Source organism: Abyssisolibacter sp. ZYX002 (genome assembly GCF_056892235.1).
This window is the reverse complement of the sequence record NZ_JARMXH010000001.1, coordinates 413,575-436,803: the sequence shown is the minus strand read 5'-3', so window position 1 is coordinate 436,803 and position 23,229 is coordinate 413,575. Positions and strand designations below refer to the sequence as shown.

At 30.1% G+C, this 23,229-nt stretch carries 21 protein-coding genes and 1 pseudogene; 1 reads left to right on the top strand and 21 read right to left on the bottom strand.

Annotated elements, in window-relative coordinates; translation table 11 throughout:
* Positions 1-76 precede the first annotated feature (76 nt).
* The 16 genes and pseudogenes from P3X86_RS02035 to P3X86_RS01960 all read right to left on the bottom strand — a co-directional run.
* Positions 77-1,060 carry an ABC transporter substrate-binding protein gene (locus P3X86_RS02035; RefSeq protein ID WP_483290955.1) on the bottom strand — a complete coding sequence of 328 codons (984 nt, stop codon included), beginning with the start codon at positions 1,058-1,060 and terminating at the stop codon, positions 77-79.
* Positions 1,061-1,244: 184 nt separating this feature from the next.
* Positions 1,245-2,060 (bottom strand): helix-turn-helix domain-containing protein, encoded by an 816-nt coding sequence (locus tag P3X86_RS02030; RefSeq protein ID WP_483290954.1) that lies wholly within the window; start codon positions 2,058-2,060, stop codon positions 1,245-1,247.
* Positions 2,061-2,855: 795 nt separating this feature from the next.
* Positions 2,856-3,377, bottom strand: coding sequence for a GNAT family N-acetyltransferase (locus P3X86_RS02025; protein WP_483290953.1), 522 nt, complete (start codon positions 3,375-3,377; stop codon positions 2,856-2,858).
* Positions 3,378-3,421: 44 nt separating this feature from the next.
* Positions 3,422-4,048, bottom strand: coding sequence for a DUF6273 domain-containing protein (locus P3X86_RS02020; RefSeq protein ID WP_483290952.1), 627 nt, complete (start codon positions 4,046-4,048; stop codon positions 3,422-3,424).
* Between the two features lie 216 nt (positions 4,049-4,264).
* Positions 4,265-5,305 (bottom strand): sensor histidine kinase, encoded by a 1,041-nt coding sequence (locus P3X86_RS02015; protein ID WP_483290951.1) that lies wholly within the window; start codon positions 5,303-5,305, stop codon positions 4,265-4,267.
* Entirely contained in the window at positions 5,302-5,979 is a 678-nt protein-coding gene (locus tag P3X86_RS02010; RefSeq protein WP_483290950.1) for a response regulator transcription factor, read from the bottom strand. The genes P3X86_RS02015 and P3X86_RS02010 overlap by 4 nt, the downstream gene beginning before the upstream one ends.
* Before the next feature lie 11 nt (positions 5,980-5,990).
* Positions 5,991-8,003: an FtsX-like permease family protein gene (locus tag P3X86_RS02005; protein ID WP_483290949.1), complete on the bottom strand. Its 2,013-nt coding sequence runs from the start codon at positions 8,001-8,003 to the stop codon at positions 5,991-5,993.
* Positions 7,993-8,769 carry an ABC transporter ATP-binding protein gene (locus tag P3X86_RS02000; protein ID WP_483291728.1) on the bottom strand — a complete coding sequence of 259 codons (777 nt, stop codon included), beginning with the start codon at positions 8,767-8,769 and terminating at the stop codon, positions 7,993-7,995. Before P3X86_RS02000 ends, P3X86_RS02005 begins: the two co-directional genes overlap by 11 nt.
* Positions 8,770-9,157: 388 nt before the next feature.
* Positions 9,158-9,841: a CPBP family intramembrane glutamic endopeptidase gene (locus tag P3X86_RS01995; RefSeq protein ID WP_483290948.1), complete on the bottom strand. Its 684-nt coding sequence runs from the start codon at positions 9,839-9,841 to the stop codon at positions 9,158-9,160.
* 701 nt (positions 9,842-10,542) lie between these two features.
* Positions 10,543-11,502, bottom strand: coding sequence for a hypothetical protein (locus P3X86_RS01990; RefSeq protein WP_483290947.1), 960 nt, complete (start codon positions 11,500-11,502; stop codon positions 10,543-10,545).
* Between the two features lie 606 nt (positions 11,503-12,108).
* Positions 12,109-12,960, bottom strand: a complete 852-nt coding sequence (locus tag P3X86_RS01985; protein WP_483290946.1) for a TraX family protein — start codon at positions 12,958-12,960, stop codon at positions 12,109-12,111.
* Between the two features lie 325 nt (positions 12,961-13,285).
* Complete coding sequence (locus tag P3X86_RS01980; RefSeq protein ID WP_483290945.1) at positions 13,286-13,714, bottom strand: DUF5301 domain-containing protein; 429 nt, start codon at positions 13,712-13,714, stop codon at positions 13,286-13,288.
* 491 nt (positions 13,715-14,205) lie between these two features.
* Positions 14,206-14,799, bottom strand: coding sequence for a hypothetical protein (locus tag P3X86_RS01975; protein ID WP_483290944.1), 594 nt, complete (start codon positions 14,797-14,799; stop codon positions 14,206-14,208).
* A gap of 182 nt (positions 14,800-14,981) precedes the next feature.
* The gene (locus tag P3X86_RS01970) at positions 14,982-15,830 is read right to left on the bottom strand and encodes a GNAT family N-acetyltransferase (protein ID WP_483290943.1); all 849 of its coding nucleotides are present in this window, start codon (positions 15,828-15,830) and stop codon (positions 14,982-14,984) included.
* Between the two features lie 151 nt (positions 15,831-15,981).
* Complete coding sequence (locus P3X86_RS01965; protein WP_483290942.1) at positions 15,982-16,458, bottom strand: pyridoxamine 5'-phosphate oxidase family protein; 477 nt, start codon at positions 16,456-16,458, stop codon at positions 15,982-15,984.
* 538 nt (positions 16,459-16,996) lie between these two features.
* Positions 16,997-17,267: pseudogene (locus tag P3X86_RS01960) on the bottom strand (sigma factor-like helix-turn-helix DNA-binding protein); the annotation flags it as partial.
* Between P3X86_RS01960 and P3X86_RS01955 the strand changes: the two are divergent.
* Positions 17,227-17,604 (top strand): helix-turn-helix domain-containing protein, encoded by a 378-nt coding sequence (locus P3X86_RS01955; protein WP_483291727.1) that lies wholly within the window; start codon positions 17,227-17,229, stop codon positions 17,602-17,604. The pseudogene P3X86_RS01960 and the gene P3X86_RS01955 sit on opposite strands and share 41 nt — an antisense overlap.
* A gap of 120 nt (positions 17,605-17,724) precedes the next feature.
* Here P3X86_RS01955 and P3X86_RS01950 read toward each other — a convergent pair whose 3' ends face one another.
* From P3X86_RS01950 to P3X86_RS01930, 5 genes are all read right to left on the bottom strand, one after another.
* Positions 17,725-18,996, bottom strand: a complete 1,272-nt coding sequence (locus P3X86_RS01950) for an alpha/beta hydrolase (protein WP_483290941.1) — start codon at positions 18,994-18,996, stop codon at positions 17,725-17,727.
* 455 nt (positions 18,997-19,451) lie between these two features.
* Complete coding sequence (locus tag P3X86_RS01945) at positions 19,452-19,604, bottom strand: hypothetical protein (RefSeq protein ID WP_483290940.1); 153 nt, start codon at positions 19,602-19,604, stop codon at positions 19,452-19,454.
* Between the two features lie 398 nt (positions 19,605-20,002).
* On the bottom strand, positions 20,003-20,734 hold the full coding sequence (locus P3X86_RS01940) for a Fic family protein (protein ID WP_483290939.1): 732 nt from the start codon (positions 20,732-20,734) through the stop codon (positions 20,003-20,005).
* A gap of 252 nt (positions 20,735-20,986) precedes the next feature.
* Entirely contained in the window at positions 20,987-22,039 is a 1,053-nt protein-coding gene (locus P3X86_RS01935) for a hypothetical protein (protein WP_483290938.1), read from the bottom strand.
* A gap of 370 nt (positions 22,040-22,409) precedes the next feature.
* Complete coding sequence (locus P3X86_RS01930; RefSeq protein ID WP_483290937.1) at positions 22,410-23,210, bottom strand: hypothetical protein; 801 nt, start codon at positions 23,208-23,210, stop codon at positions 22,410-22,412.
* Positions 23,211-23,229: the final 19 nt, after the last annotated feature.

Genomic DNA, 23,229 nt, shown 5'->3' with positions numbered 1-23,229 from the left:
GTTTTAGCATAAAGAAAGTGTCAAATGCAAAGTAAAGCACCTGACACCTACAGTAACATTAACAATGTAAAATATTTTATTTACCACCATATATTTTCGTTAGTTTTTCAGCTGTAAGTTTTAATGCTAGAGGCCCGAAGGTATTCATATTCTCGTCAAAATAATAAATCCTATTATTTTTAACAGCATCTAGCGATTTCCATACCTTTGATTCTTCTAAGCTTTCTACAAAAGTTTTTGCGTGTTTTAAATTATGCTGAAATACAATATAGTACGGGTTCATTTCTGCTACCGCTTCTATTGACACTGGATTATATCCAAATGGATATCCTTTAGGATTTTTAATCCCAAATTTCTCATAGTATTCTTCGTTAGCACGAGTAAGAAATTCTTTACCATTAGTTCTAAATAGAGCAAAAGTTCTATCATTATACTTTTTCAATTCACTTTTTGCTTGTTTGATTTTATCTTCTATTTCCTTAATAACATTATCTACTTCTGTTTCTTTTCCAACTATTTCTGCACATCTAGAAAGTTGATTTTGCCATGTCTCCGTATGGTCTAATAATATAACAGGTGCTATTTTTACAAGTTGCTCATATGTTTTATCTAATCCTTTTTGTGATTTAAAAGTTACTATAACGTCCGGTTTAGATTCCAGTATAGCTTCAAGATTTATTTCTCTAGCACTTCCTAAATTCATAATATCTGAATCTTTTAAGTAAGGTCTAAACATCTCCGATTCTTCAAGAGATTCCATATAACCCATAGAATTTCCTAGTGCTGAAGCCGTAACCGGAACTCCGAGTGCAAAAAAATGTTCCATAAAATAAGTATGCAATAATGTTATTCTTTTCGGCTTTTTATTCAATATAACTTTATGATTAGCTGAATCTTCGATTGTTCTAGGCCAACCTTTAGTTTCTTTGTTCTCTTTACTCTCTTCAACATCTATTTTTTCTACAGACTTATCCGTCTGCGTTTCACTTGAGTTAGCACACCCAACAACAAAAACCCCTAACAAATTAATAATTAAAATAAATATTATTATTTTCTTCATATTCCCTCCTGTTTTTAGCATTAGTTGATAATTTATCTTAAAAAAGTTATTGTCCTCACTAAGGATCGATTAAATACATTATAATAACATCTTTAATGACAAACCACTTCCCTTATTACGATTTTATTCTATCATAGCATTATTATATTATGAATAGCATTATCCTGATTTTGATATGGACTATTTATGAATATGTATTTCTAATTTTGCTAGGTGATAGCCCAAATCTTTTTTTAAATAATCTACTAAAATATAACGGGTCATTATATCCTATTGCATCTGCAATATTATTAATTGGTAAATCAGTAGTATATAACAGTTCCTTAGCACGATTTAATCTATATGCTATTATATAATCACCTGGGCCTATACCAGCATGCTTCATAAAAATATAATATAATCTATTTGTATTCATTTCAAACATTTCAGCCAGTTCACCTACAGATAGCTGATTATCATAATTTTCATGAATATAATAGCTAATTTTAGAAAATGTACTTTTATCACCACCTAACATCTGACTGCGTGCACCAACAAACATCTCTTCTAGTGAACATCTAAAAAGAGTTTCTACTTGAAAAGCTGACATGGCACCTAACTCATAGTATGTTTTCCAAAGACGATGTAATAATCCTTTTAGCCTAGGACTTTGTCCAACAGTTATTTCAAAATCAGCATTAGGCAAGTATATTCCTTTTGTTTTTTGATTTATATCATACATTACAGATATATATGTCAAGTCATTGTTCCCAAGTACTTTTTTCCCTAAATCCATATTAGCTCCACCATGAATGACCTTCAGAGAATTTGTTATATAAGGAGTTCCGTTAAAAGTAAACTGTGCTTTACCACCTAAAGGAAAAAGCAACCCAGGATATGGTGCTGATTTCTGTAATCCTTCTTTTTTGGGAGGAACATTATAATAATAAACTCCTTTTACTTTAAACGATGCATTTGTAAAGCTCTCTATAATTTCATTGATATCATAATCATAATTCATTTTTAAAACCCCTTTCTATGTTTTATTAGATTGCATTAGGATATGCAGTAAAATATTCAATATTTATAAATAGAAGTATTCTTATTTTAATAATGATAATTATTTTCATATTCGATACAACTAGTATAACATATCATCATTTAAAATTGCCTAAATGAAAACCAGAAATTTATGGCAACCTGTAAATACGCGGTTTATTTTTTCCATAAATCTTCTGTTTAGATTAATGTGTATAATTCTCCTATAGTGTTGTATCAAAAATTCAACCGTTTCGAACAACATATACGTTAAAATTAAAGTTAAAGTTTACCATATGTATTGATCCTTTTACAGCATGGGCTTTATTAAATATTTCACATCAATTCATTTACAGTTTAAAATGTCTGATAAGCAAAAGCTTTGTATATACAAAAAAAGTAAATTTACCGATAAATGTAACCGTATATAAATAAAAAAATCTGCATCCACAATCCAATAAAAGCTCCACTGCTCCACTATCATAAAACCATTTTTTGATAGATATCTTGTTTTATTAATTTTAATAATTAACATATTTTATCTGAATCTTGCTTTCCTATTTTATCCAAATAAAAAAACATGACCTAAGCCATGCATACTTTGTTAACACCTTATTCAGTTTTATTTTCAATTTCTTACATGAAGTCATTTTGATATTATCTCTAGAAGTATGGTGATAAAGGTTTTGGGAGCTTTTATTTTATTAGCGTATTTAATCTTATTGGTTCATCTCTTTTAGTTACGCTTTTAATTTGCTCTATTTTTAATCTCTCACCATCACTTTATCTTCTTTCTCATTCTAAAGACTTTATGTTTCTTGCCAGCTATTTCTCCTTCACAAACTAAAAATGTTTCAAAATCTAATTTTTCATATAACTTTATTGCTCTTTTATTAAAGGCAGCAACTCCACATCTAATAAATTCACCTTTGTAAGCATACTCTTTTACTGAGAAATCAATACATTCTGAGATAAATTCTTTTCCAAGACCTTTTCCGCATAATTCTGGCTTTAGACCCCATCCCATCCACATTTCATAGATATTCTGAGGATTACTTTTAACAACATGATGTTCAACATAACCATCATCTTCTTCTTCAAAAAATTCTATTGTGACTTCACCAATAAGATTATCTTCTTCATTCAGAACTGCGAATCTTCCTAGTCCCCATGTTTCTTTATCTAACAAACATTCCTTTTCATTTATATAATCATATATATGATATTCTCCATCATATTTCCAATTATCAATCATTTCTCTTGCGTATTCCAAGTTCATTGGAACAAATTTAAATTTCATAATAACCTCCCCCTTATCATTAAATTTTTAATACTAGTTAAGGTTTATAATTCCAACCTCAACCATAGAGCAGGACGAACTCCGCCGCAGTTATCTTCCGTTAAAGGGTGAATCGTTTTGCTATTGTAGCGAAAAGTACCATTTCCCTGAATACCTACATTGCCGTCGCCGTGGATATATACGGCTCTTCTATTGTCACGCCCTGGTGACCTAAGCCACCACCACCATACATACCCATCGAATGTCGATCTTCGCTTGATGTTGTTTTTGTCCTTACATTGAAACCAATATCGTTGTTTGGCACTGCGGTTTTCAAGGTTCTTACTGCTGTCACCGAAATATTTGCACACTGCTTCTTCAATACTTAGAAGAAATATGTAATCTCGAGTATTTTCTCCTCCTCTTGAACCATACCACTGATTGTCGTGATTTTTGTTTAATACGGGAATGATTCTTGACTTTTCGGCAACGGTAAATCTGTCATAAAACTCACCGTTAAGATATTTTCTTAGCGAGCAGTCAGCCCATGTCACATCACCAGTACAATTATTATAGGGGTGTTGTTCGATTATATGTTCTGTTATAATCAAAGCCGTATTGCCTTGTATATCAAGAATGCGCCAATTATAATCCCCAAATTGCAGTATTGATCCAATATTAAAGTCTGTCATTCTCATTCTCCTCATATAATATAAATTTTCTGTAGTTCTGTTTCAATGCTCCTCTAAGAACAACTGCTCATTATCTTAGCTATAAATTCAAATTTTTCATCTCATTCTTCAATCTTACCATAGTCTATATATATAAACAATTTGCATTAAAGAACCTAATTGATATGGAGATACCCTTTTATTCTGAATCTCATACATACAGTGGTTTTGTTTCTCTTAACTGTTAAACACATCCTTAATTATCGGAAATAGTAGCTGTATTTCAAAACCTTTTCCATAATCAGATTTAACTTCAATATCAATCTTCAATTCATCGCATAGTTTCTTCACAAGAAACAGTCCAATTCCACTAGACTTGTTTCGATTTGAATTATCTCCTGTAAATCCTTTGTCAAAAATAAAAGGAATATCAGAATTCAACACTCCAATCCCATTATCAGAAATTTTAAGATAATACCTATTTTTTACGTTATTGAAACCAGTTTTTATCCAGATATAGCTCTCGATTTCTTCATTGGAGTATTTTACTGCATTAACTAACAACTGCGTAAAAATGAACTGAAGTGTCTTTTTGTCTGATACAATGGGTACATCTTTCATTTGAGAAATAACTTCAACTTCTTTTTCAGCGAGTAGTGCCTGGAGTTCCAACAGTGCATCTTCACAACAAAGATTCAACGAGACTCTCTCAAGATGATAGTCAATATGTGATGCCTGTAATCTCGCATAAAATAATATCTGGTCAACATTATCACTGATACTAATTCTAGCATGCTCAAGTCTTTGATATACTAACTTCGACATTTCTTCTTTACGATTTGCTAAAACAAAGGTTGCCAATGAAATAGGTGTCTTTATCTCATGAACCCAACTTTCAATAAACTCTTCATAGTTGATAGATTGAAGTCTAGCATCATCTAACTGATCCTTTTCCATTCGCAATTTATTGGCTAAATAATTCACTTTTTTTTTATGTAAATCACCCATACATTCTATTAATCTATGCTCATTCTCCAGAGAGGGTTTTAAAAGAAAATCATAGAATGCTTCATTTTGCTTTGGTTGCTTTTTCCATACAAGTAACATACCAAACACAATGCAAAATACAGAAAATATAATCATAATACCAACTAAAATCTCAAATGTTTCTGGATACGCTAACCAAGCTAAAAAAATAAAAAAAACGTTACTTATACTAAGAAGTAATATCCAATGACGTGAATCCTTTAAAATATTAAACCAGTCTCTTGGCTTCATTTGCAATCACCTCCTATTAATTGATAACCAATTCCTCTTACTGTCTTGATTCTATCAGACAATCCAACCTCATCAAGTGTCTTACGTAATCTGGTCATATTTACTTGTAATATATTCTCATCAACATAGCTTCTACCTCCCCATAATAGGGTAAAAAGTTCCTCCTTTTTTACTACAGAAGGAGCTGCTTTCACCAAAGCTTTAATGATAGTACTTTCATTATCAGACAATGAAATAGAGTTCTTCCCAACATATAATACGTTTGTATTCTCATCTAGCTGAAAATCACCAGCATCTAACAAAAAATGCATATTTGCATAAAGGTGAATCAATTTTTGAATTCTAGCAATTAGACGTTTAGGATGACACGGTTTTGTTAAGTAATCATCTGCACCTAAGTCTAATGCATGTAACTCATCACGAAGTTGCATACGTGAAGTTAATACCAAAATAGGTCCTATTCCTCTAGCCCTAAGTATCCTACAAATATCGAATCCAGAAAGCTTGGGCAAATTTAAATCTAATACAATTAACGAAGGATCAGCTAGGGCAATATCTTCCAACACATTGTCAAAAGAGGTGATACACTCTACTGAGTATCCCTCTTTTTCTAATATATTCTGTAACTCTCCACATAGAAAAATGTCATCCTCAACAAGAACTATCTTTTCCATACTTTTACCCCCTATTGAAACTCCTTTAATCTCTTGATTTCTTCATTACTCTTCCTTTGAATCATCCAGATATAGCAAAGTTCAAAACCAATAAATACAATGAGTGTAAATCCTACCAATATAATAATGGCATAAATATTTGATGCCTTTGGAATAACAGAAAAAGTTCTTAACAACGACCAAATACCGAAAATTGAACTAATTATTGCTACTGTAATAACCAAACCAAAATACCACCATATTTGCATGCTTGCTGACTTACACAACGATTTAATACTTGCCCCTAACATAAACAAGGTAGAATATCTATGTCTTGTACATCTTTGTTGCATAAGAAATTTCAATCCTAACAGTGTATTTGCAATAATAAGGAATAGCACACCTAAATAAAGTGAAGTATAACTTCCTGCAACTATATAAAACAACTGCCTTCCCATACTTGCAAGATAGCTTTCATAGTTTAAGCCCGATGTATTAAGTAACTCATCTACTTGATACATAGCCTGCATTAAACCTTCTTCACGAACAAAATCAGTATCTAAAACCATATTCCACCGTTTTTCCAAATTTCCAATTAACCTATTGTATAAATCATCTGGGACTATCAAGGCATAAGAAATTGTAATAGCTCGATCTGCAACAAGATTGTTTGTATATAGTGTAGATTTCAATAAATATTGTTTTTCATCAATATTAATTGAAGGATTGGTTTCCAATGCTTTATTTAGTATATCATGAGAAGATGAAAAAATACCATTGGAATACATAGCAACTTCATTTTCTCTTAGTACTATAGTAGATTTATTAGTAGATTCAAGCAATTTATTATAACTTGTAAGTGAAATAAAATATGGTCTATCATGATAAGATAAATCCTTTAATAGAGTTTCTGTTTTTGATTTTTTTTCCTTCAAAACTGCTTCTTCTAATCCTGTCCAAGAAAAAGCGTGTGTCCTTATATGTCCAATTTTCATCGGATAATAATCCTTCACATAGGGTTTCAATTCATCAGACATTAGCACTGAAACAATTTCTTCTTTTGATCCTTCAAAAGTGAAATCTACAGTTCTCTCTACTACTCCTTGATTTAAAGTTGTAGAAATACCAAAGGCAAAACAAACCACTGCCGACAAAATTAAAAGTGAAGATATAGCAAGAGAACTGAAATGATGTAAAACATTCTCCTGAAGTTGCCTCCCTGTAAATGTAAATAATCCAGTAGATAAACTACTTTTACGTCTTATCTTTGCTCCTATCAAGCTTCCCAATCCTCGAAACAGCATAAAAGTTCCACTGATTCCAGTTAACAATATTAGTACAAACTTCAAAACATCAAGAGTAGGCAAATATAAAACTGCTAGTCCGTAAGCTACACATAATAAAATTACTCCAACCAGTAAACTAATCCAACCCCATACAGGCGAAAGAATTCTTTGCAATTTTTCCTTTTGCTCATCCATCAAATCCACTGGTTCCTTCTTGCTCATTCTTAAACTAAGAATAAAAACAGCTAATAGCTGAACCATAATGAAACCAAATACCGTTAATCCCAGACCACTCCAAGAAATTCGAAACTGATGCCCAATGATACCCATTCCTACAAGTTTAGCAGTTACTAAACTAATGATTTCTGTCAAAAATAAAGAAGTTGGTATTCCTATGAATAAAGCTACTAAACAATTCCACAATGTCTCACCCATAATCATTGCAAACAACCTGCTTTGTTTCATCCCCATCATTAAATAAATTCCAAACTCATGGCAACGCCGTTGTAATTGGTACCTGTTAGCAAAATAAACCAAGAAAAATACGAAGAATAGAGAGGCTACATAAAGCACAGGAATCATTAACATAAGTTTAGCTACTGCATCACTCTCAACACTCTTTAGATACACCATAACCTCCTGTTCGCCAAGAGAAAGAATTACATAAAAAGCAACAATAGAAATAACAAGTGAGGCAAAATAAATCCCATTTTCTTTTCGAATTTTACTACTATTTCGTTTGATTAAATTAAAGAACATTTGCACTGCCCCCTCCCAACTGTGCCATAACAGTTAAGATTCGTTCATAAAATGAATTTTTAGTTTCTCCAGGCACTTTCTTTCGAAGTTCATGAAAAATTACACCATCTTGTATAAATAAAATTCTTGAGCAGAAACTTGCTGCATTGGCATCGTGAGTAACCATCAAAATTGTAGTCCCATCTGTCTGATTAATGGAAGATAACTCCCTCATCAAGGTTTTTGCATTTTTAGTATCCAAAGCACCTGTTGGTTCATCCGCTAGTACAATGCTTGGATTAGAAATTAGTGATCTTGCTGCTGCAACTCTCTGCTTCTGACCTCCTGACATTTGAGAAGGAAATTTATTTAATACCTCCTCAATATCAAATTGTTTTACTAATTTTTGAAGTTGTTCCTCTTCCTTTTTGGGATTCTCTCCATGTATACACAATGGCAAAACGATATTTTCTCTAGCAGTTAAATTATCTAATAACTCAAATTCTTGAAACAGATATCCAATCTTACTCCCTCTATATTTAGCTAGCTGTGTTCCTCTAAATGAAGAAATATTCTGTTCCTCTAATAAAACTTGTCCACTTGTTGGCTTAAGCATTGTTGCAATGCAATTAAGCAATGTCGTTTTGCCTGACCCACTTGCACCCATTATTCCAAGAAACTCTCCTGGAAAAACATCAAAAGTTATTCCCCTTAATGCATGAGTTTCACTTTGTCCTTTACCATATACTTTATGTACTTCTTGAACACTGAGTAATTTATCTGAAATTTTCATACATATCCTCCCTATACATTTCTTATTAATACTATATAATAAAATTCAATTAATTAACACTTACAGTTGTTGTAAGGTTTGTGACGAGAGGATTATGCGGTTCATATCTTTTAATTAAGCTAGACGTTGAATGCCCATAGAACGTTCCTATTTTATTATCAATAATTCATGACACTTATATTACTATATTTTCCAATCTACTAGACCCATCCAATACGAGGTCTTTTTAAACGTTACATTTGGCTTTATAAAAACTATATCCTCTTTGTACCCTTTAGTCATATATTCAGTTTCGGGTATTGAAGAATAATAATCAATAAAAGGATATAATATAGAAGATGTTGAATCATTTAGTCTTTACTGCACTCTTAATACCAGTTTACTATGATTTCATATATGCTAATACATATGTAATTCCTATACAAATATTCATTGTAAAGTGAGCAATAATACAAGGAAATACACTTCTTGTTCTAATCAATGTCACTCCTAAAACAACCCCCGCTACAAAGGCCGTTACAAGCCCAGAAACACCATTATATATATGAAGTAGAGAAAAGCACAGAGCACATACTATAATTGTGACTTTCCAATTAATTATTTTGTTTAATTCAGACACTCCAAAACCTCTAAAAATAAGTTCTTCTATTATTGGCGCTACTGTTATGCTCCCAATAAAATAAATCATCCCATTAGCATTACTACTCTTTTGTAATTCTACTAATCCCAAAATATTGGGTAAAAAATTAAGAGCACCAAAACATACTAAGCCTACAATTAATCCTATTAAACATTTACTCACAGATAACTCCTTTAGCGATACACCAATCTGATTCCATGAGATAGTATTTTTTTTCATATACATCCACATCAAAATAAAAACTAAAAAATGATTAAATATTAGTATGTAAGCTATACCATTCAATATACTTTGATTAATCATAGCTAAATCACCTTTGTAAATAATCCACATAACTAACCCGTATAGAAAAGGACTCAAAAAAGTTAGAATCATTGGTGACAGAAGGATTAAAAATATTCCAATCAATTTCTTTTTACTAATCATGCAACTTTCACCTCCAAACAATACATTATATTTTTGCTTTGTTGATTTTCTTATTACCCTTAAACACATACCCTAAATGATGATTCAATATCTCTAGCTACTCTATTCTCAACGTATTATTGAATAAATATGTATTACTATTAATCCAACCACACCTACAAATATTGTATACCTATAAATACCCATTATCAATAAGAGATGCTGTCGAAAATTGTCACTTTAACTTATTTTACATACTTTAATTTTCACTACACTATACACCCTAACACCATAAAAATAGCCCAAAGTTCAACTGAACCTTATGGCCATTTTCCCACTATCATATAATTATTTTATTTCCCTTTAAAATAAAATTTTAAAGAGACTCATATAGAGCCTCTTTAATAAATTAATTAATATTAATAGTGTATTCCTTTGGCAGATTAATCTAGAGCACCGTTACCCTTCATAACTATTTAATTCTAGTCTGATCATTACTTTCAAAAATAGGAACTATAAACAATCTGTTAACTACAGACTTTCCATTTAGCACTGACTACAGTCTCACCGGTATCATTGAAGTCTTCATCTCCATTTAATCAATAAATGGCTACCAATACTAATTATTTGAATTACTTTTGGATCATGGAGTAAAATTGACATTATAGCTACTACTTTTAGTTATTATGTAATCTCCATAACTACGGTTAAAGCCTGATGTATTATTCATATCTGCTACTTTTTTGAATCCATTCATAACCTGTATTGCTACTTATAGAAGGATAACCACTTGGTACACTTCCTCTAAATGCAGTATTAATAGCTGCTGCATAATCTGCTGTGGTATTAGGGCTTGATAAAGTCTTTATATTATCATATAACCACATGAATCCTCCCTGTATGGACCCATTATTCCATCCTTGTAGCTTTGCTTTGACTTGTGCAGCAGAATCTCCACTACTACCATGTATACACCATAGGCCAGGTATTACATCCATTCCCATATAATTTGCCCATGTGTCTGGATTATTACCTGCTCCACCTGCGTAACACTGTAAATAAACTCTGTCACATATGTTTCCTAAACCATCTTTAACTGCCTTCCAATATGGTTTATTGGTGTATGGACATAATGTTACCTTCATCCCCATATCATTGCACATTTTACCAAATTTTACTGACGATGCTACATCATACGTTTTTTCGTCGTCATAGTTAACAGCATCAGATCCAGTTGCATTCTTTAGAGCTAAAAAGTTTTTGTATAAAACTGTATCAGAACCAGTTCCATATTTATTTATTAAATTCTTAATACTATTAAATGCATCACTTCCCCATGCTCCAACACTAATTTCTATCCTGTTAACAGATGTAGTTCCTTGTTTTAATGATGCCCAATCAGTTATCCACGATGCTTCACCAACAAACTTACCATCTTTACAAACTAGTGTATCGTTTAAATAAAGATCCCCATCATCCCGTACATGCACTGCCCATATCATAACCGTATTGAATCCTGATGCCTTGATATCATTCATTACTTTTTGACCTCCATTAACAAAAGGTCCTCCTCCGTAGATAGCTGAAATAGGGTCAGTTGTAGCGTTACCTTCAGTATTGACAATAAACATCGGACTCAACACTAGGCATAAAATGATAAAAATTGAAACTTTTCTCTTCATATGATTCCTCCCTAAAAAATATTAATGTTCCGTTACCTTTATTATTTTATGCCTCAAAATTCATAATATGTTATTTATATCAACTGCACAAAAAAACTCTTTAGCTTATTAAGTAATATAGTTTCTCACTCCCAATATACAAAATTGTCTTTATATCTTCTTGATATAATATTTATCCATTGCTCATTAGGATATAACTAAGGAATCCATAAAATAATATCAGTATGTTACGATGTTGACATCCACTATTTACCACTTTCTATGCTATTAATGCAATACTTACAATCAAAAGAGACGATTCTTATGATTGGTAATATTTAGTCTTATTCATTCATTAAAATAATTAAATCAATTTTCCATAATCTTTCTTTATCCAAACAAAAAAACATGACCAAAGCCATGCATTTTTATGATCTATTAAAACAATTCTTATTCTTGTGTTTAATATCAACCTTCCTTCATAAAATATATACCTAAATTTTCTCTTTACTTTCGTGGTTTATTTTATAAAAAAAATCTTTTATATATTTTTTTACGCTCTTGATATTTAACTATCTCCATTAATTTAATATCCCAACATTTATTGTAAGATTGTATCCTTCTATTTTAAGTTAATAAATAGTTCTTTATAAAATACAATACTATTATATGGGCTGGATAAAATATATAAAATAAATATTTCAATCCTTTACCTTTTTTGTGGTTATATCGATTAATAAAAATTAATGAAAAAATCATCATCCATTGTGAATATCCATATAGCAATCCTGTGTCACTTATAAACAAAGGATTTATTCCAGAAACCACCCTGCATATAGAAGTAAAAGTGGCACATACTACGGCATTTAATCTATTTAACTTATATGCAATTACTTTTAAAATATATGTATTATATCCAACTAATAATATACACGTCAATATAATGTAAGAAATATTAAACTTCTTTTTAGCATCTTTAAAAATATACATCATAACTCCAATTATAATAAAAAATACTCCTCCCTCTAAATCAAATATATTTAGAAGTACTGTAGATATGAAAACAAACGATTTAGTTTTTATATCTGCTGTAAATATCAATACTACAATAAATATAGATGTCACTACTTGTAATAATATAAATGCCTTAAGATACTTTTTAGCATCTTTTTCTTTGTTTTCTATTTTTTCTATTATAAATAGTATCATAGTAATAATCACTAATGATTTTATAAAATTAAAATCAGGACTTATAAAATAATTTATAATCGCCATAATCACATTAAGTACATAAAGTCTAAAAATATATCTATATCTATTTTTAGTCTTAGTGAAACCAATGATACAACAATAGATAAAAAGAGGTGCCGATATTCTTCCAATCCAATGAAATAAATATGGGCTACCATGAAAAAAAATCCATGTGTGATCTAAAAACATTGCTATAAGTGCTATAAGTTTTAATGTCGTAATACTCATTTCATTTTGTCCTCCTAAATATATATAGTGTAGCACGCACACCCTACACACCTGATTTTGCTATATTTATACACAGACTACATGTAATTAATATAGTAAATATTTAAATTAAATTCTTATAGTTTAGTAATCATTTTAAGAATGCTATGCATACTACTTTTCCTTTTTTTGCTAGCCACCCAATGGCTACTGACTACAAATAATTAAAGTTATACCTTACCATGATGCCTGCCCACCAAATCAAATAATTTGTCGACTATTATTAAGTTTCTATGTAGTTAATTTACAATATAAGGATGAAAACTAAAAGGTATGCATATAATTGTTAGGCCTCATCCTCTATAAAAGAAAGTATATCTTTATCTATTTCATAGACACCCCAATATGGCTGTTCTATATACCATTTTGAGTTTTCTTGATAAATAAATGAGGTGTAAATCCTACTACTATCTTCTTCAATAAAATTTACTATATAATATTCTTTAACAGTAGGTACATCGTGCACAGATAAGATTCTTGTTGCTTTAGCATTAAGAAAACACTCTGCAATTACTTTGATTGTTTCATTATCAGTATATTTTATATGTAAATCATTTTTTGATATTTCTATTACAGTTATTTTTTCAATATCAGGAAATTGTATAGATTCAGCCTTTGGAAAAAAATCGTTATATAATTTTATTGCACCTATAGCTATTACGAGAACCAAAACAACTATAGAAAAACCAAGCCATCTTAATGTTGTTTTTTTCATTGTTTCCCTCCAAGTATAATAAAAATTTCTTTACATCTTAACATTTTACAATTGAGTATTTTACATTTTTTCATACATCTTACCCTTAGTATCTCTTATTGCTCCTTTGCTCCTTTTCTTCTTCAAGCTCCTTAATCATTTTATCTTATCCATTATAATAAATTTTTTTATTTATTTAGCCTTTGATTCATTTCCTTTCTCACTTATTTTTGTCGTAAATCTTCTATCCTGTTCTTAATTCTTATATAAGAATGTACTCTACACTCCACTTTCCTAAAAATGCTATTAAAATTAACTTTTTTACATTAAGAGAAAGATTTCGCTTTATCAACCTTTTCTAATATCATTTTTATTTTCTCCTGTGCATGTTTCTTTAATCCTTTAGTATTATCAACCATTATACTAACTCCGTTCTTGATTTACTTCCCTTATTCCAAAATAAATTTCCTATAGTACAACGTTTTTGCTAAAAAATCATATTTACATTGTTATTAATTAACCATTCTCATACGGAACTCATACTGTGATACTATATTATTTCTAAAATAAATAGTAAAAAATGGTCCTCCTTGTTTTGAATGTAAAGTAATATGTTTTTCTTCTTCGTTTCTTATTCCTACATTACCTGTAGGTTCCCATTGGTCTGTATCATATATTGTTCCATAGAACTCTCCATAGTCACTTTTTTTCCAATCTTTTTCTTGAGGAAATTTAGAAAGTACTTCTTCAAATTTATCTCCAATCTTTATGCCTCTAGGCCCTTCGTGCTTTCCATATACAGTAATCACTTCTGGTGTTTTTGACTCGAACCAATCATAATATAAATACTCAACACCATCATCACAATAAGTTGTCCATCCCTCTGGCTCATCATCTTTTTTCTTGAAATCTTCTTTTTCCATTTGCTCTTTTGTCCAATCAGAACGAAGTAATTTAAATTCGTATATTTCTTTAGCTATAAATATTTTCGCTTTTTTATTTTCACTTGTCACTTTGTCTTTGTTTACGTTGCCATTACAAGAACATACTATTAAATGTGTAATTATCACTATCATAATTATTGAAGTCTTTTTCCATTTTTTCATATTTAACCCTCCAGATTCGTATAATTTGATTATAATATTTATGTGCTAATTACTCTAGTCAAGTAGTCTTACCATTCTCTTTAAATTATCTTAAAATATTTAATTTTTTCCTACCTAATTATTTATATAATATTTTTTTATAATCCACTTTTTTTAACTATTCATTTTATTTATATACCTCTTCATAATATTAAATATCCGGAATATGCTGTAATCACCAAACCTTCATGCTGATAAAAATTTAGAGAATTAGAATTACTGCTTAGACAATATAAATATGGTAACTCTTTGTGTGATTGTAAAATATGTATAATTGCATGTCTTAACAATTGCTTTCCATATCCTTTTCCTTGTTTATCAACTACAACTGCCAATACTTCTATTTCTGCTTTATTTAATACATATGCACCCACCAAAGTATTATTTTTAATCATCACACAGCACTCGCCTTCTTTGGCTTTTTTCACCCACTCTTTAACATAAAAATGCTTATTATTTAAAAATATTCCTTTGGTTGGATTATCAAAAGTGTGTGATAATGCTTTATCAAGCATAGCACATGTATCAACAGCAAATCTTTCCTCAAAAGGAATTATAGTTGTATTGTACAGCTTGTCGTAAATTTTTTCAAAATTTATATTTATTGCTGTAAATTCATAGACCTTTTCTCCTTTTTTCTTCCATTTTAAATTACTAAATAAAAATTCTTCAAGTTTTTTATTTCTTGGCGAATACCAAATACTCATATCACGGTTAATACCCTGCTTAACATTTTCAATAAGTTTTAATATCTCGCTCTTAAGTTCCTCTGGCATATCCGTATTAAAACCTATTTGTATATGAAATTTATCATCGTATAAATACATACAATATACCCCAACTGTATCTCTATATGAATAGTATAAACATTGCCTATCAACTACTTTATTATCCTCAAATATATCTTTTTCTCCTTTATCAATAGCTGCTATAATTTCTTTCGCATTAGCTTCTTCATTTTTATTTTTAAATGGTCTAAAATTCATTTTCATTACTACTCCCCCCGCTAATTTTTGATTACAAGATTACCCTTTTTTAAAGAAGGCGTATCTTCAAATATTTAAGTGAATATTATTATATGAAATTAAAAAAACACATCAATTTATACCTAAATTGACGTGGTTTTATTTATGTATCAGTAATTTATTTTACCACTTTATTATTAAAATCAATGTCATACTTCCATTCACCGTATTTTTGTTGATTATCAATGATAGTTCCTTCTGTGAGGGTGATACGTAAAACAATTGAGTCTGGATTGTTCTCGTCGCCTTCTTTATCAAACCAGCCGAAGATTTTTTTGAAATTTGCTCTGATTTGTGCGTTCTTCTCATCCTTAACCCAACCTAGGTTTTCAGCTATTCCTTGGAAAGCAAACCAATCAAGACCACAAACAGATACTTCGTTGTTTTTTTCAATTTGTAAGGATTTGTTTTTTGTTGCATCCGTTGAAACATAAAATACACCATCTTCATAATAAGCGCAAACCATGCGTACTGCAGGACGTGGATTGCCAGCAGCATTTGCAGATAATGCTATTGTCGCAAGGCCAATAAGTACTTCTTTACCGTTTCCGCAACGTTCTTCCATTAATTTTATTCCGTCGTTATATTTGCTCATTTTCAAATTCCTCCATATAAATATTTGAACCAATAAACATATGTTCGTATATTTATTATATAAAACTTCCTTGTGGTTGTCAATGATTTGCAAATAAAAATATAACTTTTGGTTCTTTTTTCTATACTATTTTAATTTTTCAAAATAGGAGGGCATTATGAGTAATTTTTTTAATGGAATTGGTGATTTATGAATAGCATTGCTTATATTTATTATAAAATTTGCCATCCTGGTGGTATCGCTATCGGAAAATGTGTGAAAATTACAGCTTTTTATGAAAAAGAATTATTTAGCTAGAAAATAAACTAGCTAATGATCCTTTTTAAAATCTGTACCTTCTTTTTAGATATTTCTAACTAATACTTTTAGCATACGCTCTTTTTCAATTCTAACTGCTCTCAATTTTTATTAATTCTCATACGTTTATTTCTATCTTTATCACGTGGTCACATATTTATACAAAACTCTCTTTGAAACTATATTAATCAATGCGAAAAAAGTTGTCCTCATACGAGTAATTGTTAATGCACCAACTGCCTTATGACCTTGATATTCCTAAGTTTTTAGCTATTTCTCTTTGTGTTTTGTCTCCTACGTTTGTTAGTCCATATCTTAGCTGGATTATTGTTTTTTCTCTTTTCTCTTCCTTTTAATACTTTGCTCATTTTTCTGTATAACTTCTTTATCTGTATTTGTAGATGTACTTTATCTACTACCTCATCTACATCTGAGCCTAATATATCTATTAATGAAATTTCATTACCTTCTTTGTCTACTCCTATTGGGTCATGTAATGATACTTCTGACTTTACAACTGTTGGTGGTAAAATAAAATATTATAGGTTATTGAAAGGAAAGACACAAGAAGCACTTAGTAATCTAACTGGTATAGACCGTACTACTATTATTAGGTATGAAAATAATCAACTTTTGCACTCTTTAGAGCTATGTAATAAAATAGCTGAAGCTCTTTGTATAAATCCCTTCCCATTATATGATGATTATTTAGCTTTTATTGCTAGTGATTTTGGTGGTAAGATTAAAAAATTTAGAAAAAGTAAAAACCTAACTCAAAAAGAGCTAGGCCATATGATTGGTGTCATTGGAAGACTGTTGGTGCTTGGGAACATAATAATTCTCTATTAGTCGTAAAATTTATAGAAATTTGATGAATTTCTTTAATTATATATAAACATCATGCAACTCTCTTTTATTCAATTTTTTACATCCAATGTGCCTATCTTTTAGGTGTACTAAAACTTTATATTATCTTTCATCGTGATATCCAATAAGTGAAATTAATCCAGTAGCAAGTGTCTGCCCCCAACTCAGATAATCATGTCCACTTTTAAAAAATTCAAAACCAACATGATAGCCTAATGATTCTAATGTATTCTTAACATTCACTGAATTATTAATCATTGTTTGTTTATTTTCAAGAACACCTACATTCATGTAAAACTTAAGTGGTAGTTTTGGGCTTGATTTTATTTGTACACTCATCCAACAATCAATCTCACTACCTCTCTTTTTAAGCTCTACTTGATATTGCTTTTTTTCATCCGATTCTATAGGCTTATACCAAAATGAACCTGATTTGCAAAGTACGTTTCCAAATACATTAGAATGTTTTAACCCCATATATATAGCTGTTAATCCTCCGAGACTCACACCCCCAATTATTGCTTTTTGTGGATCATCTGATAAGTTGTATTTGTTCCTAAGCCAAGGAATCATTTCATTTGCTACGGAGCTACAAAATAGATCATTGCAATATAAATCTTCACGCCTATTATCTATAGTATCAATAAAAATTGCTAGTATAGGCGGTATTTTTTTATCAGCAATTAAATTATTCAAAACGTGTTCTGATCTAAGAACATTTATATAATCATGTCCATCTGTCAATGTAATAAACCCATAAGGTGAAGAATCATTACTATAACCAAAGGGTTTATAAACATTTACGACTCTAGGTTTTGAGAAATAAGAACTTTCGAATTCATGCTTTGTAATCGTGCTTTTTGGGATGTTATTTCTTTCTTTAAGCCATAAATTTCCACATGAGTTAGGCATGTTAACATATGATATATTCACTTTAGACATCCCTGGTCTATTTAATGTAAGTTTATTTTTGTTGAATTTATCTACTCGCCTATTTTGAGAACGTTCGGTACATTCTATAAGTAGGGAGTCATTAGGAAACAAATGGTATGCAAATTTCAAGTCATTCCTAACTTTGTAAGTACCATACCATAAATTCGTATCACTAATACGATGCAGAAGGTGTTCTTCTATATTTTCATTAGTTAAGACTGGCAGTATTGATGAGATTATAAGCACATTGTCAGTCGGTTCTTCAGCAAAATAAAATATTATAACTAATGAATTGTCTGGGTCATCATTTATTGATTCAATAATTGGAGTTCCTTTTTCCTTTAAAAACTCAAGGAATTCATTTAATGTTTTTTCTTTGTCATTTTGTATATTTAATTTTAATATTTTAATTATTTCTGTTTCAAAATTATATTTGTTCATAACTCATTGTATACTACAATATGTATTTGTTGTATACTCTCCTCTCTTGGTTTAAATATCTCTCCTTTTCCCACAATCCTCCTATTGGTTCTGTAATTCAGATAGAACATTTTTTTAATATCTTAAATTGCTCATCAAATGTATCTATAGTATACATTTGATTTATTAATTCATACAATTCAAAATCTGACTCTTTAATATGGTTTAAATGCACTTTGGAGTTACCTACATCTAAATTATTTATTCTTGCATATAATGTTAGTAAAAGATTTTTTCATATTCCTTATAGAATCTTCAATACTAATTTTAGCTTTAAAATTATTTATTACATTATTATATAGCTAGTGCTTTAGAATAAATTATACCTCTATTGTAAAATTACTGCAACACCATCATTAGATTATCTCTATCTCAATATTCAACATTATTAACTTAAGATACTTCTTTCTATTGATTTACTCATTGCTTCCTGCCACAATAAAAAAACATGACCTATTTGACCAATGATATATACTTCTACCGTTTTTAGTGCTTTTAGGAGCCCATAAGTATCCCCCTCTTTTCTCTTCTTCGTAAGATTTATTTTGAAATACAATAAAATAACTCATATATCCCCCTCCAATACTTTTTAGATATACTATTTATCATTAATACTATAGATTTTATCCTAAATCTAACTATAATTCCATAGTTAATTATTGTAACCATAATTATACACCAATTATAAAATCCCTTCAATACAATATTAACCGAACTCAACTCTTCATCTTATCTAAATAAAAAACATGACCTAAGCCATGCATTTTATTCTAACTGTGTTAATGCCTTATTCAATTTTTCTATTGCTTTCTTTTCAATTCTCGATACATAACCGGCTGTCAAGTAAGGGCTAAACTTTTTTTATATTATGGGTTAATCTACTTAAAGCAAATATTTAATATATTTTTAGTCATCAATATTAGTTTTTCTAAATATAAAAGAGCCCTCCAAAATATTTGGAAGACTATTATTTTATAAGTTTTAAGTATATCTCTAAGCTATTCTCTACTTCTTTTTCAACTATAGCTATAAAATCGGAATAATCACCTGTAGTATGAGCCTTATCAAGAGCAGCATAGTATTTCATTCTCTCTTCATTTTTAATTACAATTGGTGGGTAACCGCTTTTCATTAACTCTAAATTCAATAATAACCTTGCAGTTCTTCCATTACCATCAATAAACGGATGGATTTTAACAAATTCTCCATGTACCCTTGTAGCTCTCTCTATTGGATGCATATTTTTTGCATCTTTAGAATTATACCATTCAATAAACTTCTCCATCTCATCATTCAGCAGTACATAATCAGGTGGCTCATGCGTTGCTCCAGAAATAATTACATTTTGTACTCTATATCTCCCAGCATTATCATCATCTATTCCTTTCAATACAAGCCTGTGTATATTTTTAATCTGCCACTCTGTTAATTGTTCATCATTCCTCACAATTTCTTCTACACAAATTATAGCATCTTTATGATTAATAACTTCTAAATGTTCTCTCAGTCTTTTACCACCTACTGTTATTCCTTCTAAAACAACTTTTGTTTCTATTAATGTAAGTGTATTCCCTTCAATAGCATTAGAATTATATGTCCAATCAAGCAGTAACTTATCTCTTATACTTTGAACAGTATATGATGGCAATGGTCTTAAATCATCTAATTTATCTTTCATTATTGTTACTTTTTCAAACATTCATTCATCACCAACTATCTTTTTCTTTAATTCTACCTCATACAACTAACTCTGTCTATACTTAATAGGATATCTCATAAGTATATCCATTTATTTCGTCTCATATTACACTCTACTAGTATATTGTATAACCTTATTTAGATTAGCATAGAACGTTTCATCTTACTTTCGATTGTGTAATGCCTTAGGCAATATAAAATAAGAAATAAATCCTCACATAATACTATACAAAGATATATTGTTAAATAGGTTTTATTCTATATACTTTGGAATATATTGTAGTCTGAAAATCTGATCTCTTGTATCACTTTGATGATATATAGAAATATTAGCAAAGTACTCACCTTTTATTTCTAGTGCATTATCTATGTAATCCTCATTTCTAAAAATATAGTCACCTAAAATTCTAGGTAAAGTAAATTTCAGTTTATATAATCTATCATCATATGGTGTTATAGTCCATGTTCTACCTTGATTTTCAATAGCTTGCCACGTAATATTTACATTATGTTTTGGAAATTCATTAGCGTATTTAAGAAAATCATCGACATTATCAGCTTTCATCACAACTATGAAAGGACCTTTAACAGTAGCTATAATCAATTCATCAACTTTCCTTATCTCTTCTTCAAGAAAACCTAAATCCCTTTTTATAAAATAGTCAATTTCTTCATGACTACACTTCATTTGCTCGTATCTATTTAAGTGATTTGGCCATGTGTTTAAAGAATACCTTAATCGTTTCCTTATTAATGTATAAATTTTTCTTTTACTTTCAATAACTATATTTTCATCTTCAACGAATTTTACAATTTTATCAGCTGCTCTAGAAATTGCATCTAACATTACATCTAATCCACATTCTCGCAAATCTATTAGTGAAATACCATGTGCTACAGCGAGATTAATTGCTGGTTTTGAAAAACCTGAAGTAGAAAATAATGCATAATTATATGTATGTCTTTTTATTAGTCCTTTATTTCTCTTAAAATAATTTTGATTTATATCACTGATTAATCCAATTGCACTCCTCACAATTGATATATTAACCTTTTCTGCTCTAAATTTAGCTTCAACAAATAATCGTAAAGGATACGTAAAAGCTGGTGTCCAATTCAATTCTCCTAAAACATCCACTTGGTGAACTGCTCCTCTCCCTCTGACTAATAACCCATTACTTCCATTTTTCAGTTCAACCTTATCTTGTTGCTCATCTACCAACAATTTATATCCAGCATTTCTTAGTAAGTATGCTAACGCTTCTTCAAGCAAGTATCCTTTCATTGCTCTGACTGAAATTGCCACACTCCTCATCCTTTCTGAAAGATGTCCATTTACAAATATTCAATAAGTTTTTCACATTTTTCCCTTTAAAAACATTCATATCTATGCCTTTTAACTGTTAATAAGTATCTTTAATTAAAGTACTATTATACTTAGATAATGGTCCATACAATTTCTTTCATCTCTTCAATAAGGAATTTCATTTCAATATAGTCTACTCTCCTGTTCCTTCTCTGGTATACCTACCTATTATATACGAACCCTTTATGAGGATATAATATTAGCGGAAATAAATTGCGTCAGCTGCCAACAACCTACATTTTGTTATTCATTTACAGCGCTAATCTTATCATGAACCTACCGTAACAACGACTCTAATACGTATTTCAAGTTAAAATATTGATCTATACTGGCCATAGTTCATATTATTTCTTACCCATAATTCTGTGTCACCTGGGAAATGTAATGAACAAAAACGATTGTGATAATTTGCAACCCATAAATATTTATTCAAAACACGGGGATTTTGTTGAAATTCAATAATTTTATTGGTTACAATATCCCTGTGACACCTCAACAATGACTTTGCTCGTTCGAAATCATACTCATCCCTATCTTCAAATACTGCATCAAGATAGTTGATAAACCAGTTTCCATCAACATCACACTTTAGGTCTCTTGCCTGAGGTGAATACTCCGGCTTTGCATAATATTGAATATGTTTATTAACATATTCTATTACATTTGCATCTAAAATAATTCTTGGAGTATTAGCTACTTGACTCTCTAGATTGTGCGCTTTAATTATTGGTAATCCAAATGCCATCTTATCATCAGCATAATACTCACCAATTGTAATACCACCTCTTACAAAGAAACCATTTAGTGCTAAGTTCAATTGATAAGAAGCAAACCCCAAAAATATTCCACCTAGCTCTGATTCGCCATCACCATGTATAGGTACACCTATTGCAATATTGTCGGTAAACACCTTTAATTCACTATAGCCTTCATAGGCAGGTTTTATAAATCCTAAATTGCTATTAATTGCACTATGCAACTCCATTAACAACTTATTCCCGTTCCCCATATTGTATGCATTAGTAACAATAGTGGAGAATCCAAGTATGTCAACAAAACATACTACTGAATTCTTTAATTCAGGCTTTTGCTTATTATATCCTTCTCTCATTACTGTATCTCCTTTCAGA